At 38.9% G+C, this 15,564-nt stretch carries 18 protein-coding genes, 1 pseudogene and 1 other annotated feature; of the genes and pseudogenes, 9 read left to right on the top strand and 10 right to left on the bottom strand.

Annotation, left to right across the window (positions count from 1 at the left end; all coding sequences use genetic code 11):
* Nucleotides 1–2: 2 nt before the first annotated feature.
* The 6 genes from pheS to thrS all read right to left on the bottom strand — a co-directional run bounded on the left by pheS (nucleotide 3) and on the right by thrS (nucleotide 4,474).
* Nucleotides 3–986, bottom strand: a complete 984-nt coding sequence (gene pheS, locus HMPREF0693_RS00440) for a phenylalanine--tRNA ligase subunit alpha (protein ID WP_004242610.1) — start codon at nucleotides 984–986, stop codon at nucleotides 3–5.
* A gap of 102 nt (nucleotides 987–1,088) precedes the next feature.
* Nucleotides 1,089–1,211 (bottom strand) — a sequence feature (Phe leader region).
* Nucleotides 1,163–1,210: a pheST operon leader peptide PheM gene (pheM, locus tag HMPREF0693_RS19770; protein ID WP_120655563.1), complete on the bottom strand. Its 48-nt coding sequence runs from the start codon at nucleotides 1,208–1,210 to the stop codon at nucleotides 1,163–1,165. (Overlaps the previous feature by 48 nt.)
* Before the next feature lie 99 nt (nucleotides 1,212–1,310).
* On the bottom strand, nucleotides 1,311–1,667 hold the full coding sequence (gene rplT / locus HMPREF0693_RS00435; protein ID WP_004242609.1) for a 50S ribosomal protein L20: 357 nt from the start codon (nucleotides 1,665–1,667) through the stop codon (nucleotides 1,311–1,313).
* Nucleotides 1,668–1,710: 43 nt separating this feature from the next.
* The gene (gene rpmI / locus HMPREF0693_RS00430; protein WP_004242608.1) at nucleotides 1,711–1,908 is read right to left on the bottom strand and encodes a 50S ribosomal protein L35; all 198 of its coding nucleotides are present in this window, start codon (nucleotides 1,906–1,908) and stop codon (nucleotides 1,711–1,713) included.
* Between the two features lie 94 nt (nucleotides 1,909–2,002).
* Entirely contained in the window at nucleotides 2,003–2,542 is a 540-nt protein-coding gene (gene infC, locus HMPREF0693_RS18390) for a translation initiation factor IF-3 (protein ID WP_012367833.1), read from the bottom strand.
* A 3-nt stretch (nucleotides 2,543–2,545) separates the two neighbouring features.
* A complete protein-coding gene (gene thrS / locus HMPREF0693_RS00420; protein ID WP_004242605.1) occupies nucleotides 2,546–4,474 on the bottom strand; it encodes a threonine--tRNA ligase in 1,929 nt (642 codons plus the stop codon).
* A 449-nt stretch (nucleotides 4,475–4,923) separates the two neighbouring features.
* On the opposite strand from thrS, the gene HMPREF0693_RS00415 reads away from it, so the two are divergent.
* Nucleotides 4,924–5,379 carry a PACE efflux transporter gene (locus HMPREF0693_RS00415; RefSeq protein ID WP_004242604.1) on the top strand — a complete coding sequence of 152 codons (456 nt, stop codon included), beginning with the start codon at nucleotides 4,924–4,926 and terminating at the stop codon, nucleotides 5,377–5,379.
* Nucleotides 5,380–5,384: 5 nt separating this feature from the next.
* On the opposite strand, the gene HMPREF0693_RS00410 is transcribed toward HMPREF0693_RS00415, so the two are convergent.
* Together HMPREF0693_RS00410 and HMPREF0693_RS00405 are read right to left on the bottom strand one after the other, a co-directional pair.
* Complete coding sequence (locus HMPREF0693_RS00410; RefSeq protein ID WP_012367831.1) at nucleotides 5,385–6,071, bottom strand: helix-turn-helix transcriptional regulator; 687 nt, start codon at nucleotides 6,069–6,071, stop codon at nucleotides 5,385–5,387.
* A 91-nt stretch (nucleotides 6,072–6,162) separates the two neighbouring features.
* Nucleotides 6,163–6,510: a tRNA-binding protein gene (locus tag HMPREF0693_RS00405; protein ID WP_004242601.1), complete on the bottom strand. Its 348-nt coding sequence runs from the start codon at nucleotides 6,508–6,510 to the stop codon at nucleotides 6,163–6,165.
* A 266-nt stretch (nucleotides 6,511–6,776) separates the two neighbouring features.
* Between HMPREF0693_RS00405 and HMPREF0693_RS00400 the strand changes: the two genes are divergently transcribed.
* Nucleotides 6,777–7,373, top strand: a complete 597-nt coding sequence (locus tag HMPREF0693_RS00400) for a GNAT family N-acetyltransferase (protein WP_004242600.1) — start codon at nucleotides 6,777–6,779, stop codon at nucleotides 7,371–7,373.
* A gap of 106 nt (nucleotides 7,374–7,479) precedes the next feature.
* Nucleotides 7,480–8,214, top strand: a complete 735-nt coding sequence (locus tag HMPREF0693_RS00395; RefSeq protein WP_004242597.1) for a MarC family NAAT transporter — start codon at nucleotides 7,480–7,482, stop codon at nucleotides 8,212–8,214.
* Here HMPREF0693_RS00395 and HMPREF0693_RS00390 read toward each other — a convergent pair.
* A complete protein-coding gene (locus HMPREF0693_RS00390) occupies nucleotides 8,166–8,867 on the bottom strand; it encodes a transglycosylase SLT domain-containing protein (protein ID WP_004242595.1) in 702 nt (233 codons plus the stop codon). The two genes, HMPREF0693_RS00395 and HMPREF0693_RS00390, sit on opposite strands and share 49 nt — an antisense overlap.
* A 390-nt stretch (nucleotides 8,868–9,257) precedes the next feature.
* Between HMPREF0693_RS00390 and HMPREF0693_RS00385 the strand changes: the two genes are divergently transcribed.
* From HMPREF0693_RS00385 to HMPREF0693_RS00365, 5 genes and pseudogenes are all read left to right on the top strand, one after another.
* Nucleotides 9,258–10,166: a metal ABC transporter substrate-binding protein gene (locus HMPREF0693_RS00385; protein ID WP_004242594.1), complete on the top strand. Its 909-nt coding sequence runs from the start codon at nucleotides 9,258–9,260 to the stop codon at nucleotides 10,164–10,166.
* Nucleotides 10,163–11,051 (top strand): annotated as a pseudogene (locus tag HMPREF0693_RS00380) (manganese/iron ABC transporter ATP-binding protein). Before HMPREF0693_RS00385 ends, HMPREF0693_RS00380 begins: the two are co-directional and overlap by 4 nt.
* Before the next feature lie 2 nt (nucleotides 11,052–11,053).
* A complete protein-coding gene (locus HMPREF0693_RS00375; RefSeq protein WP_004242585.1) occupies nucleotides 11,054–11,965 on the top strand; it encodes a metal ABC transporter permease in 912 nt (303 codons plus the stop codon).
* Nucleotides 11,962–12,819, top strand: coding sequence for a metal ABC transporter permease (locus tag HMPREF0693_RS00370; RefSeq protein ID WP_004242584.1), 858 nt, complete (start codon nucleotides 11,962–11,964; stop codon nucleotides 12,817–12,819). The genes HMPREF0693_RS00375 and HMPREF0693_RS00370 overlap by 4 nt, the downstream gene beginning before the upstream one ends.
* Before the next feature lie 150 nt (nucleotides 12,820–12,969).
* A complete protein-coding gene (locus tag HMPREF0693_RS00365) occupies nucleotides 12,970–13,842 on the top strand; it encodes a fructosamine kinase family protein (protein ID WP_004242583.1) in 873 nt (290 codons plus the stop codon).
* Nucleotides 13,843–13,935: 93 nt separating this feature from the next.
* Here the strand turns inward: HMPREF0693_RS00365 and HMPREF0693_RS00360 are convergent, their stop codons facing one another.
* On the bottom strand, nucleotides 13,936–14,490 hold the full coding sequence (locus HMPREF0693_RS00360) for a YniB family protein (RefSeq protein ID WP_004242582.1): 555 nt from the start codon (nucleotides 14,488–14,490) through the stop codon (nucleotides 13,936–13,938).
* 185 nt (nucleotides 14,491–14,675) lie between these two features.
* Here HMPREF0693_RS00360 and hxpB point away from each other — a divergent pair, with 185 nt between their 5' ends.
* A complete protein-coding gene (hxpB, locus tag HMPREF0693_RS00355) occupies nucleotides 14,676–15,344 on the top strand; it encodes a hexitol phosphatase HxpB (RefSeq protein WP_004242581.1) in 669 nt (222 codons plus the stop codon).
* Nucleotides 15,345–15,564: the final 220 nt, after the last annotated feature.

The following is a 15,564-nucleotide window of genomic DNA, read 5'->3' as shown; positions in this document are numbered from 1 at the left end:
CCTTATTTAAACTGTTTGAGGAAACGAAGATCATTTTCGAAGAATGAACGTAAATCGGTGACACCGTAACGTAACATAGTTAAGCGTTCCATACCCATCCCGAAAGCAAAACCAGAATAAACTTCAGGATCGATACCTACATTACGCAACACATTTGGATGCACCATACCACAGCCCAAGACTTCTAACCATTTGCCATTTTTACCCATTACATCAACTTCAGCTGAAGGCTCTGTAAATGGAAAATAGGATGGGCGGAAGCGAATTTCCATATCTTCTTCAAAGAAGTTTTTCAGAAAATCGTGCAGTGTTCCTTTTAAATTAGTGAAGCTAATGTCTTTATCAACAATTAAGCCTTCAACTTGATGGAACATTGGAGTATGAGTTTGGTCATAGTCATTACGATAAACACGGCCAGGTGCAATAATGCGGATCGGTGGCTGTTTATTTTGCATAGTGCGAATTTGTACACCAGAGGTTTGAGTACGCAATAAACGTTTAGCATCAAACCAGAAAGTGTCATGATCAGCTCTTGCAGGGTGATGAGCAGGAATATTTAACGCATCAAAGTTATGATAGTCATCTTCAATTTCAGGGCCTGATTCCACAGAGAACCCTAATTCGCCAAAGAAAGTTTCAATACGTTCAATTGTGCGAGTAACAGGGTGCAGACCACCATTTTCAATACGACGTCCAGGCAAAGAGACATCAATTTTCTCAGCCGCTAAACGTTCGTTTAATAGCGCTGATTCCATTTGTTCTTTACGAGCGTTCAGTGCTTGCTGAACCTCTTGTTTTGCCTGATTAATGACCGCTCCAGCAGCTGGACGCTCTTCAGCGGGTAAGTCGCGCAGCGTGGACATCTGGAGCGTTAAATGACCTTTTTTCCCCAAGTATTCAACACGAACCGAATCCAGCGCAGCAACATCCTGTGCCTCTTCGATAGCTGCTTTAGCTTGAGCAACGAGTTCAGCGAGATGTGGCATCGTTTCCTCTTCCTTTGACCTGATGAGGTCTATTAGTTGTTATCAATGATGACGATTAAAAAATTGCCCTTTTGATTTCTGAACTCAAGTTTGAGTACTGAAAACAAAAAAGCCTCCAAAATGGAGGCTCCGGCGCTACTTTTCGTTTCTTTTCTTACGCGCAAAAGCCCCCAAAATTAGGCGCTAAAGTAAAAAAAGAAGCGGAAAAAAGCGATATTTAACATTGAGACATTCTCATTATATGTAACTTATTGAATTTTACCATTAAGCCACAAATTTAGACAAAATAAAAGAGGGAGTTAACTCCCTCTTCCATTGACTTAATTAAGCCAGAGCACCTTTCGCTTTTTCAACTAAAGCAGCAAATGCAGCTTTGTCGAATACAGCGATATCCGCCAGGATCTTACGGTCGATTTCAATAGATGCTTTTCTTAATCCATTGATGAAACGGCTGTAAGACATGCCGTTCTGACGAGCTGCTGCGTTGATACGCGCAATCCACAGCTGACGGAACTGACGTTTTTTCTGACGACGGTCACGGTACGCATATTGACCAGCTTTGATAACAGCCTGGAAAGCTACACGATATACACGAGAACGTGCACCGTAATAACCTTTAGCTTGCTTTAAAATTTTCTTGTGACGAGCACGGGCGATAACACCACGTTTAGCGCGAGCCATATAACACTCCTAATGTCTATAATTCTGTTAAAAAAACTGATACTTATGCGTATGGTAGGCAAGCTACGACCAGGCCTAAATCTCCTTTAGAGATCATACCTTTTGGACGTAAATGACGTTTACGCTTAGTTGATTTTTTAGTCAGAATGTGACGGAGGTTAGCGTGCTTACGCTTAAAACCACCACCTGCAGTCTTTTTAAAGCGTTTAGCTGCACCGCGTACTGTTTTAATCTTTGGCATTTCTATAATCCACTTCGCATTGTTAATAACATAAAATAATAAGGCGAATAGCAGTCAGTCAATAAAGACTGACGCTATTACTTGAATTGCCTAACTATTTCTTCTTCGGCGCTAGCACCATGATCATCTGACGACCTTCAATCTTATTAGGGAAAGATTCAACAGAAGCCAGTTCATCCAAATCTTCACGGATGCGATTAAGCATTTCCATACCGATTTGTTGGTGTGCCATTTCACGACCACGAAAACGTAGTGTGACTTTGGCTTTATCGCCATCTTCAAGAAAACGAATCAGGTTGCGTAGTTTGACCTGATAGTCGCCTTCATCTGTACCAGGACGGAATTTAACTTCCTTGACCTGAATAACCTTTTGTTTCTTTTTCTGTTCTTTGAGAGTCTTACTTTTCTCATAGAGGAATTTGCCGTAGTCCATAATACGACAAACTGGCGGCTCGGCATTAGGACTGATTTCAACTAAATCAGCACCTGCTTCCTCGGCTTTCTCAAGAGCCTCTTTCAGACTAACAACTCCAATCTGTTCGCCGTCTAAACCTGTTAAACGAACTTCATGAGCGCGAATCTCACCATTGATACGATTCTGACGCGTTGATTGAATTCTTTTTCCGCCTTTAATACCTTATTCCTCCAACTGATGAAGACTTCTGCTTCTGATTTCTTGCAGAAGTTTTTCTTTAAAATCGTTAACGTCGATACTGCCAAGGTCTTTACCTCGACGAGTACGAACCGCTACTTTGCCTGATTCGACTTCTTTATCACCGCAAACAAGCATGTACGGAACACGACGTAAAGTATGTTCACGAATTTTAAAGCCAATCTTCTCATTTCTCAAGTCTGCTTTTGCACGAATTCCGGCATCTTGCAATTCTTTGACGAGTTTTTGTACATAATCAGCCTGTCCATCCGTGATATTCATCACGACAACCTGCTGTGGTGCTAACCAAGTCGGGAAGAATCCTGCGTATTCTTCAGTTAGAATACCGATAAAACGTTCTAATGATCCTAACACCGCTCGGTGAAGCATAACAGGTACTTTACGCTCATTATTTTCAGCAACATAAGAAGCGCCTAATCGACCTGGCAATGAGAAGTCCAGCTGTACTGTACCACACTGCCATGCACGATCTAAACAGTCGTAAAGTGTAAATTCAATTTTAGGGCCATAAAACGCCCCTTCACCCGGCTGATATTCAAATTCAATATTGTTATCAGTCAAGGCTTTTGCTAAGTCTGTTTCTGCAATATCCCATAAAGCATCTTCACCGATGCGTTTTTCTGGACGAGTAGACAGCTTAACAACGATTTTTTCAAATCCGAAAGTAGAATATACATCATAAATCAATTTGATGCAGTTATTTACTTCACTTAAAATTTGTTCTTCTGTACAGAAGATATGTGCGTCATCTTGTGTAAAGCCACGAACACGCATTAAACCGTGTAATGCACCAGAGGGTTCATTACGATGACAGCTACCAAATTCAGCCATACGTAATGGTAAATCACGGTAAGAACGTAGACCTTGTTTAAAAATCTGCACGTGGCCTGGGCAGTTCATAGGTTTGATACAATATTCACGGTTTTCCGAAGAAGTAGTGAACATATTCTCTTTGTAGTTTTCCCAGTGACCTGTTTTTTCCCAAAGAACACGATCCATCATAAATGGACCTTTTACTTCCTGATAATCATATTCTTTTAATTTGCAACGTACAAATGTTTCTAACTCACGGAAAATAGTCCAACCATCATTATGCCAGAAAGCCATACCCGGCGCTTCTTCCTGCATATGATATAAATCAAGTTGTTTACCTATTTTACGGTGATCACGTTTAGCGGCTTCTTCTAAACGTTCTAAATAAGCTTTTAACTGTTTCTTATCAGCCCAAGCGGTACCGTAAATGCGTTGTAGCATTTTGTTATCGCTATTACCGCGCCAGTATGCACCTGCGATTTTCTGTAATTTAAAGTGATGGCAGAAACGCATGTTTGGCACATGGGGGCCACGGCACATATCAATATATTCTTGATGATGATAAAGTGCTGGGTGTGCATCTTGACTGATATTTTCATCAAGGATAGCGACTTTATAATCTTCACCACGAGCAACAAAAGTTTCCCGTGCTTGTGCCCAAGTTACGCGTTTTTTAATGACATCGTAATCTGTTTTCGCCAACTCTAGCATACGTTTTTCTAACGTTTCTAAATCTTCCTGCGTCAGAGAATGATCTAAATCCACATCATAGTAGAAACCATTTTCGATAACAGGACCAATCGCCATTTTGGTTTGTGGCCATAACTGTTTAATTGCGTGTCCTAATAAGTGGGCACAAGAGTGACGAATAATTTCAAGACCTTCATCGTCTTTTGCGGTAATAATCGCCAGTTGTGAATCTTGCTCGATTAATTCGCAAGCGTCCACCAGCTCACCATTAACGCGCCCTGCAATGCAGGCTTTGGCAAGTCCAGGACCGATATCTGCAGCGACATCCATGACAGAGACTGCATTTTCAAATTGACGTTGGCTCCCGTCAGGAAGAGTAATAATTGGCATTTAAAATCCTTAGTTACAGTGGTGACCCATACGCAAGATCACATGCATTCTTAATTTTACTTTAAAATTTAATACGTTATTAGCAGTTACTTGCTTCACTCTGCAAGTTATGTACACCAAAGTGTTTAGGATAATAAAAGTGCTTTGGCATACTGCTATAACTCAGGTGTGATGTTATCATAGCGAAGAAAAATTATATATCCTTTTAATTATGTGAATATGCTTACTCCCTACCGTCATATTCACTTATCATAATGACAGTCACTGATGACTAATATGATACAAAATAGAAAATACACGATAGGCTATAATTAATTTTTTAACGAACAAATAGAATAGATATTTTTATCTATTTTCATTATTATCATCATCAAGCGGAAACCGTGGCTTTAAAATACTACTTTTCTGGGGCGGACCAGTGACTTTATTTAACATTAAAGGTACAGCTTGTGTTTTATCTAGCCCCTCGCCTACGCAAATTAGTTTATGCCATTACCTTTGAACTATTGGCTATTTTATTAAGCACCTTATTATTAGCATTTTTAAGCCAAAGTGGCTCAAACAACTCTCTTCCCGTCGCCATCGCTGTATCAGTTATTGCGCTGATTTGGAATTATCTATTTAACTCTTTTTTTGAATTTATTGAATTAAAATTAAAACTTGTAAAGCGAACCGTCGTAGTACGGTTAACTCATGCTATTAGCTTTGAATTAGGTCTATTTTTTTTTACTATCCCATTATATATGTGGTGGTATAGTGTTGGCTTTACAAAAGCAATCAGTATGGAGGTGACCATATTAATTTTCTTTTTTATTTACACTTACTTATTTACCTTAGTATTTGATAAATTATTGCCTCGTACTTATTCGCTAGCCCCCAAAAAAGAAAAACAACCACATCAGTAAGTCGTTTACTGTCGATATTCACTGGGGGTTTTATGAAAGTATTGACGAAAAGCTTGGCTAAAAGCCGAATGTGAATCATACCCTACCGCTAAAGCAATATTTTCAATCGTTAATGATGTGTATTTGAGCAACTCTGCGGATTTAGCGAGTCGCTTTTGCATCACATACTGCATAATAGATATGCCTAATTCCGCTTTTACTTTGCGCTGTAGCGTACTGATTGATATGTTTAATGCACCAGCAATATCAGAAGCTGTTAATGGCATATGCAGTTTATCTTCTAGCCAGAGATCTAATTTATCCCCCCAGCTTGGTTGTACTTTCATTTGGGCTAATAGCAGACGTGCGAGAGTGGAATGATGTTCTGGCGCTTGAGGGTATTGATGTACCCACGCTAATAATCCTATTGCTGCGGGTGATAAGGCAAACATTCCCCCTCTTTCATTCAGTCGCCACTGTGATGTGACAGGAAGTTCTAAAATAAGATTTTTATTATTGAGATGACCGGCAAAAGCATGATCGATGGTAGGTGGGATAATTAAATAGTTTTGTTGAGAAATAAGAAAATCTTGCCGATTGAAATTAACTTCCATCGTTCCGGTTAAGCCAAAGATGATCTGCCAGATATTCTCATGCTGATGTGATACTGTATCTTGTGTATAACATCGCAAATGTAATTCAGGTAATAACAAAACATCCCCTTACACATTAACGCTCACAGTGAAATAAATACTACAACAAAATCGCTGTGAGCGTTAAAAGAAAAGGACAATTAGCTATAGATCATGCTAAACGAGCCCCATCAGGCACAGGTAAATTAAATTCTGCGAGAACGATAGCACCGTTTTCATCAGCAGCCCCGGTAATCAACACCTCAGACTTGATCCCTGCAATCCGCTTAATAGGAAAATTGCAAACACATAAAACTCGGCGACCAATTAGCTCTTCAGGAGTATAATTCACGGTGATTTGCGCACTAGAGCGTTTAGTCCCCAGCTCTCCCAAGCTGACTTCCATTACATAAGCGGGTTTCTTCGCTTTTTTATTTATTTCAGCACTTATAATTGTGCCAACCCGCATTTCTACCCGTAAAAAGTCATCCCATTCGATGGTGTTGGTGGTGTCTGTCATATTGCTACCTATTATTTTATTGCTATGTCTTCATTAAGATTATCGAATAAGTATAGATTAGCATGACATCGGTATCCTGCCCTGTTGCTAAGCTGTCATTCTCTGTTGTTAAACACTCATGACGTTACTTTTCTCTTTATACAAAAACAAATTCTTAAGCTATTTTTAATCACCGTTAAAATAAGCGTACCAATTAATAAATTTGTTATGTATAAAAAGTATTCTTGCCTTGAAACTATTTAATACACCGACTTAGAGAATCGCCTATGAGAAAGATAACAGACTGGACTACCTTAGAAGGTAATTTAGTACGTTTAGTACCATTAAGCATGGAGCATGCATCACCATTACGTGAACTGATTGCTAAAGATAGGCCTGATGAACTTTGGTTTACCACAGTTCCTTCTGTCACTACATTAAAACAAGATATTGAGCATAAAAGACAATTACAAAAACAAGGAGTAATGCTTCCTTTTGCCGTTATTGATAAACGCCGTGAGCGTGTGGTGGGAGTGACGACCTATATGAACGTAGATAACCATACACCTCGAGTAGAGATTGGTTCAACATGGTATGCAAAAGAGGTACAAAGAACGGGTATTAATACCGAGGCTAAATATCTATTACTTAAATATGCATTAGAAGATCTGCAATGTATTGCTGTTGAATTCCGCACTCATATCTTAAATCAAACCAGTCGTAGAGCAATTGAGCGTTTAGGTGCAAAACTCGATGGCATATTACGTAATCATCGTTTAACCACCAACGGTCAACGCAGAGATACCTGTATCTATAGTATTACCGATTATGATTGGCAAGCGGTGAAAACACATCTTGAGTGGTTAATGAAAAAATACCTATAACCTTCTTATAAATATAAAAATATTTCTTGATATCAACACTATTATTACTATTTATTTGCTATGATCGGTAGCCTTAATTACCTGTTGTTAGGAGCCTTTACACTCTATGTACTCTGTTTACCAGTTTTTTCAGGCTATCGGTCTTGGTCTTATTTTACTTCTACCGCTGACTAACCCACTCACCACGGTCGCGCTTTGGCTTGGTCTGTCGGGGAATATGACCAAGGAACAGCGTAATCAACAATCCTTTATGGCATGTGTCTATATTTTTATTATTATGACCATCGCTTTTTATGCGGGTCGTGTAATAATGACGACCTTTGGTATCTCTATTCCAGGCCTTCGTATTGCTGGGGGGATGATCGTTGCTTTTATTGGTTTTAGTATGTTATTTCCCCATACTCCCAATGTGGACGATCCGCTTTCAGAAGAAAAAAATCCGCATCGAAATCCTCAGGCGCCCAATATTGCTTTTGTGCCCTTAGCCATGCCAAGTACCGCAGGGCCGGGAACAATTGCGATGATCATCAGTACAGCAGCATCAATTCCTTCACGTACAGATATTGCGCAGTGGGTATTATACGTAGCACCTATTACCACTTTCTTTTTAATTAGCCTGATTGTTTGGCTTTCACTGCGCGGTTCAACCGGTATTATGCGCTATCTCGGTCACAGTGGTATTGATGCCATTTCTCGTGTTATGGGATTTTTATTAATTTGCATGGGAGTTCAGTTTATGATTAATGGTGTACTTGAAATCATTGCTGATCTCCCCGCTTTATTACAACAAGCTCAATCAGCGGCTGCTGCCAGCTTATCAGAAAAGTTATCCGCTAAATGATAGGCTGCTTTGACCTTCGCTAAATAGCGTGGTGCTTGAGATGCAGGATGATTTTTTTCAACGTAACGATAAAAATCATCCGCGCTCATGGCATTAATTTTGGCAATCGCCGCATCTCTATTTTTATCAAAAGTTCTGAGTAATGCACCCGCCCCATTCACATAAGCCAAAATAGTCGCGTAATAGAGTGTTTCAGGATTGGAGATCCCAGATAAATGGCGCTCTCTTAATAATTGAATATAAGCAGTTCCTAAATCAATATTAGTAGCCGGATCTTTTAGCTGAGCGGTGGTTGGTTGCCCTGCTTTTCCTCTATTTTGATAAATATCTCTCCCCGCTGTGGATGCCTTTATTTGCATTAATCCAACCGCATTCGATTTACTTATCACTTCTGGCCTAAAATTAGATTCTACCTGAATAATGGCTTTAATTAAGGTTTCATCAACACCATAACGGGCTGAAGCTTGTTTAATATGCTCATCAAAAGGGGTGTTTTTCCATTGAGCAGTAGAAATTGAGGCATTATTAACTCTGTGCTCTACAGGCTGGCTATTTAAAAATCGCGGTGTCTCTTTTTTCGCCGTTTGGTGATTGGGATCTGCACACCCTGCCAGCAGTAAAATTGCCAAAGGAAATATTATGTTGGTCTTCACACGTTATCCTCATCATTTCGCCCTATGCTTTATAGGAGATTATTAAAAAACACAAACCTAACGCTGTCCATTAAAAAAATGGACTAAGGATAAGCTTCTCTCATAAAAACAGATACCTTAACCAGCAGTAAGCCATGATTTGGCTGTAAATTTCATCAATTGTGAGTATTAAACAACCTTTCACACCAATAGTTACCATCGATTGTTAATTTTTATAAAGAAAGACGACAATTTACTTAACATTTATTGAAATACATGCTGTTATCTTAGTATCAGCTGTTATCAAATAGCTATTTTCATTTTCACACAGAGATAACTTGACTTTTTTGAAATGATATTGATAATCATTATCAGTTAGAGAATTCCACGAAAATTATAAGGCTATATAATATGGATATGTTCCGCTCTGTAAATAAAATTTCGCTTACGGCATTATGCTTAGTTGCCTCAATCTTCTTTATAACCCCTGCACAGGCAAAAGATAAGCTAAAAGTTGTCACGACTTTTACTATTATCCAAGATATCGCACAAAATGTTGCTGGCGATGCTGCCGTTGTTGAATCTATCACCAAACCCGGTGCAGAAATTCATGATTATCAACCAACGCCAAAAGATATTGTCAAAGCGCAAAAAGCTGATCTTATTTTATGGAATGGGTTAAATCTTGAGCGTTGGTTCGAACGTTTTTTCAATGAATTACGTAATGTGCCTGCGGTCGTTGTCACTGAAGGTATTACCCCTATGCCTATTCGTGAAGGAGCTTACAAAAACAACCCAAACCCACATGCATGGATGTCGCCTAATAATGCATTAATTTATATCGAAAATATTCGTAAAGCGCTCGTTGAACACGATCCAGATAATGCCGCAATTTATAACCAAAATGCCGCGCGTTACGCTGAACAAATTAAACAACTTGATGCACCATTAAGAGCAAGATTAGCGCGTATTCCTGAAGAAAAACGCTGGTTAGTAACGAGTGAAGGTGCCTTTAGCTATTTAACCAATGATTATGGTTTTAAAGAAGTGTATTTATGGCCAATTAATGCAGAAGAGCAAGGCACCCCTCAACAAGTAAAATACGTGATTGATACCGTAAGAGAACACCATATTCCTGTCGTGTTTAGTGAAAGTACGATTTCCGATAAACCTGCTAAACAAGTGAGTAAAGAGACTGGTGCAAAATATGGTGGCGTTCTTTATGTAGACTCACTTTCTGCCCCGGGTGGAGAAGTCCCTACTTATATTGATCTACTTAATATTACTGTCGATACCATTGCGAAAGGATTTGGACAATGAATGATAAAAAAATAAATCCTACTCTTACTGTTGATAATGCAACGGTAACCTATAACAACGGTCACACTGCTATTTATGATGCAAGTTTCTCTATCACTGGTGGCACAATTTGTGCCCTAGTGGGCATCAACGGTAGTGGTAAATCCACACTTTTTAAAACCATTATGGGATTAGTCAAACCTTCAAAAGGTACCGTAACATTAAATAATCAACCTATTCAGCAAGCACTTAAACAGAATATGATTGCTTATGTGCCACAAACAGAGGAAGTTGACTGGAACTTTCCTGTACTGGTTTCTGATGTGGTGATGATGGGACGTTATGGAAAAATTGGGTTTTTTTCGTATTCCATCGAAACAAGATCATGAAGTGGTTGAAGCTTGTTTAGAGCGTGTCGGCTTATCAGGCCTTGGACATCGCCAAATTGGTGAGCTATCTGGTGGGCAGAAAAAACGGGTATTCTTAGCACGAGCAATGGCACAAGAAGGCACCGTACTGTTATTAGATGAACCTTTTACTGGCGTGGACGTAAAAACAGAAAATGCCATTATTGAATTATTACGTAACTTGCGTAAAGAAGGTCACCTAGTATTAGTATCAACTCATAACTTAGGTAGTGTACCCGAGTTTTGTGATCACGTTATTTTAATTAATAGAACAGTGCTTGATAGCGGGCCAACAGAAACCACCTTTACCCAAAAGAATTTAGAGCATGCTTTTGGTGGCGTATTGCGTCATATCAGCTTATCAGGCCCTGATCTTCACGACGACGACGATCCACGTTCACTTACCGTTATTACTGATGATGAACGCGCTGCCGTTTTCTATGGTCACCATGAACAACATACTCCCGCTCATCAAAGTAAGCGTAAACAAGGAGATTAGCCATGCTAGAATTACTCCTACAACCTTTTGAGTATAACTATATGGTAAAGGCTATCTGGGTAAGTGCCTTAGTTGGTGCTGTCTGTGCCTTTTTATCTTCTTACCTTATTCTTAAAGGTTGGTCATTAATGGGAGATGCCCTCTCCCACTCCGTCGTTCCCGGCGTTGCCGGTGCTTATATTTTAGGGTTGCCGTACGCAGTGGGTGCTTTTTTTACGGGTCTACTTGCTGCTTTATCAATGACTTTTATTCGTCACATCACACGATTACGTGAAGATGCGGTGATTGGCTTTATTTTTTCTACTTTTTTTGCTTTTGGTCTGTTGCTGGTTTCATTAAACCCTACTGCCGTCAACGTTCAGACCATTATTTTAGGGAATATTCTCGGCATTGCTGACGAAGATGTCTGGCAAGTCGTTATCATTACTGGTGTCTCTTTTCTTATTCTATTTTGTATGTGGAAAGATTTATTAGTTGTATTTTTTGATGAAGTACATGCTCGCTCTATTGGTTTATCCCCTTTAAAACTAAAAATCATCTTCTTTACCTTGCTCAGTGCATGTACCGTTGCTGCGCTACAAACGGTCGGCGCTATCTTAGTTATTGCTATGGTGGTTACGCCTGGCGCTACCGCTTATTTACTCACTGACCAATTTAAACGACTCGCTATTATCGCTATTTGTATTGGTACAGTAACCAGTGCTGTTGGTGCTTATCTAAGTTATTTCTTTAATGGTGCTACGGGGGGCGTTATCGTCACAATGCAAACCGCCCTTTTCTTATTAGCCTTCTTATTTGCGCCTAAACATGGCATGTTGGCAGCCCGTCGCCGCGCACGTCAAAGTTCACAAGCACTTATTTCACAATCCCAGCATCCAAAAGACGTTACTCAACAAGAAGAGGTGCAACTATGAATGAATTAATGGAATTTTTCATTGAACCTTTTCAATATCCTTTTATGCAACGTGCAATTATTGCCGCGGTTATCATTGGTATCGCCTGCGCTATTTTATCTTGCTATATGGTGTTAAAAGGTTGGTCACTAATGGGAGATGCTATTTCTCACGCTGTTTTACCTGGCGTGGTATTAGCTTATGTCACTGCAATTCCTTTAACGATAGGGGCTTTTCTTTCGGGCCTATTTTGCTCATTTGCAACAGGTTATTTAAAAGAGCATAGCCGAATAAAAGAAGATACGGTAATGGGAATTGTCTTTTCTGGTATGTTTGCTGTCGGTTTGGTGATCTTCGCTAGTGTAGATACTGACCAACATTTAATGCATATATTATTTGGTAATATCTTAGGTATCACCCCAGATGTGCTTATACAGATTAGTGCTATTTGTTTAATTACTATTACTATTATGCTGGTTAAACAAAAAGACTTTATGTTGTATTGTTTCGACCCTAATCAAGCAAGAATTGTCGGTCTCCCGGTCGCTTTATTACATTATGGCTTACTCTCTATTTTGGCGTTAACGATTGTCGCCTCGATGCAAGCCGTTGGGATTATTTTAGTGGTCGCCATGCTGATTTCTCCGGGGATCACCGCTTATCTATTAACGCGAAGCTTCTCTCGAATGATCACTCTCGCTATCCTTTTTTCTGTTATATCGAGTGTTATTGGTACATTTATCAGTTTTCATATTGACGGTGCCACAGGCCCTTCTATTGTACTCACGCAAGCGGTGTTCTTTATTATTGCATTACTCTGTAATCAGATTAAATTGGCAAAAATAAAACGGCAAACTAAACCCGCCAATGCCTAATGAAAATCTTTATTACTATAAAAACGGGATAATCATCCCGTTTTTTAGTTTTATACTGTATTGATTTAATTAAAGTGTTATTGTCATAGTATAAACATCGCTCGTTACTATTTGGGTCTACTAAGTAAACAACTTTGCGAGGTGTAATCTATGTGGCAGAATATTGGTCGTTTGCTTGAATCAAATTTAGGATTTTCAGCAAAGATCAGCGAAAAACACCACCTTTCAAGCGGTGATATACACCACACTTGGAAAATTCAATATGGTGAGATCCCTGTCTTTGTAAAATCTAACCTACGGGAATTTTTGCCCACCTTTAAAAATGAAGCAGAACAGCTTGAAATGTTGGCAAAAAGCCAAACGATCCGTATTCCTCGCGTATTAGGCATTGGCAATAGTAAAGATACTAGCTTCTTACTGTTAGAATTTCTGCCTGTGCAACCTTTTACACCTCACAGCGCGTATTGTTTTGGTCAACAGTTAGCTAAATTGCATCAATGGGAAGAACAACCCCGTTATGGTTTTGATTTCGATACCCATATAGATACCACACCTCAAGCAAATGGTTGGGAGAAGCGCTGGAATTACTTCTATTCGGAAAAGCGTATCGGTATCCAGTTGCAACTCGCTTCAGAGAAAGGGATGGTTTTCGGTGATATAGAAGAAATCATTCAAATCATTAATCACCGTTTAGCCGATCATCATCCACAACCCTCACTATTACATGGCAACTTATGGCCTAAAAATTGTGCTGCTATAGGTCAATCTGAAGGAACGATGTTCGATCCTGCTTGTTATTGGGGTGATCGCGAATGTGATATTGCCATGTTACCGCTATGCTCTTCTGTGCCAGCCAATATTTTTGATGGTTACCAAAGCATCTGGCCTTTATCTGAAAAATTCCTATCACGCCAGCCTATCTACCAACTCTACTATTTCCTTAATCGCTGTCATTTATTCGGTGAAGAAAAAGATTACCTAGCAGCCAGAAAAATCATTGATGATTTGCTCGGCACACACTAAAACAATCTGATTTTATTTACCGATAGATAAAAATAAACCTCGCCAAATGTTATCCTGCGAGGTTTATTTTAATTAAGTCAATGTGATAGATAACTACCAGCCTAAAAATTTCAGCAGAAAATAACCAATTGCGATCACAATAATAGGTGAAATATACAGCACCATGACTTGAGTAAATAGTGTATGTCTTGGCAATTTTATATTCTGCTCTAGCTCTTGCGCTGTAATACCACTTTTTAGTGCTCGTTCAATAATTAGTTGATCTTGAATATTTTCCTTTAAATATTTCACTTGGCGATACATTCTTAACCCTGATGCACTCAGTGCTAAGCCAATAAACATTAAAAAGAAGATCACAAAGAAGATAATATTCTGTTGGCTAAAACCTATTTGAGTGTTAGGTACTGGAGAATGACGCCAAAAAAAGTCTAGCCACGGGGTGTTAAATTGTACCATTTCTGCTAATACTCGAAAAAAATCATTAATTACAGCATTAACACCCTCGCCATTTGCTCTTGGCATCGCAGCTAACTCAATCAACGAAACTGTCGTTGAAATAAAGGCAGGAATAAAAATAAGCCAACCAATAACACGTTTTACAATGGCATATATTCCTGCATGTTGATAACTCATTTTGTCCTCACTCATAGAATTCGGCAATATGCACCTAAATATCCTAATCTAATTAACGGCTAATATGTCAATAATTTAATAGCTATAATTTTCTCTATTTATTTTTTAAAAGAAATAAGAAACTGATTAAAAAAGATTTTCCAATCAACTCTTGCTACAATCATTTTTCATCAACATAGACCTTATTATGGAGAGTAAACATGTCTTTTAAATTGCCCATCGAAGCCGCTATTTTTGATATGGATGGTTTGCTAATCGACTCAGAGCCGTTTTGGGCACAAGCAGAACATGAGGTCTTTGCACAATTAGGTGTCGATTTATCACTTGCTGACAGCATGCCCGACACCGTCGGCTTAAGAATAGATCAAGTTATCGAACTTTGGTATCAAGTATCACCTTGGCAAGGCGTAACACAACAAGAAGCTAAAGAGAGAATGATTGCTCGCGTTGTACAACTTATTGAAGATAAAAAACCGCTGCTCCCTGGTGTTGAACATGCCCTATCTTTATGTCAATCATTAGGTTTAAAGATAGCCTTAGCCTCAGCATCACCGCATTTTATGCTAGAGCGTGTACTTGAGTTATTTAATATTCGTCATTACTTCTCTGCTGTTGTCTCTGCAGCTGATTTAGCGCACAGTAAACCTCACCCAGAAGTCTATCTCAATGCTGCTAAGGCACTTAATGTCGCACCCATTAATTGTGTCTCTTTAGAGGACTCACGCAATGGTATGATTGCTTGCAAAGCTGCAAGAATGCGCTCAATTGTTGTGCCTGCAGCGGAGCAGTTTAATGACAAATGTTGGGGATTAGCCGATGTTAAAATTGCCTCTCTCAACGAATTAACCAAATCTCAATTATTAGGCTAACGACTTTAGTTATAGCCTATAAAAATTTATAGAAGGATATCATTTATTGTCGATATCCTTTTTCTATATTAATTCTCATCCCTTATCTAAAATTTGGTTATTTTTAACACATCCGAATAAAATATTTCTGTTATTGCTTAATAATTAAGGCAATTTTTATCTTTTATGTCTGTTAGTTGCTGTAAAAACCTTTTATACTTAAGCACTGTATAAATGAACA

Source organism: Proteus mirabilis ATCC 29906, assembly GCF_000160755.1.
GTDB lineage: Bacteria > Pseudomonadota > Gammaproteobacteria > Enterobacterales > Enterobacteriaceae > Proteus > Proteus mirabilis.
The sequence above is the reverse complement of the archived record's forward strand: the minus strand, read 5'-3'. Positions and strand labels throughout refer to the sequence as shown.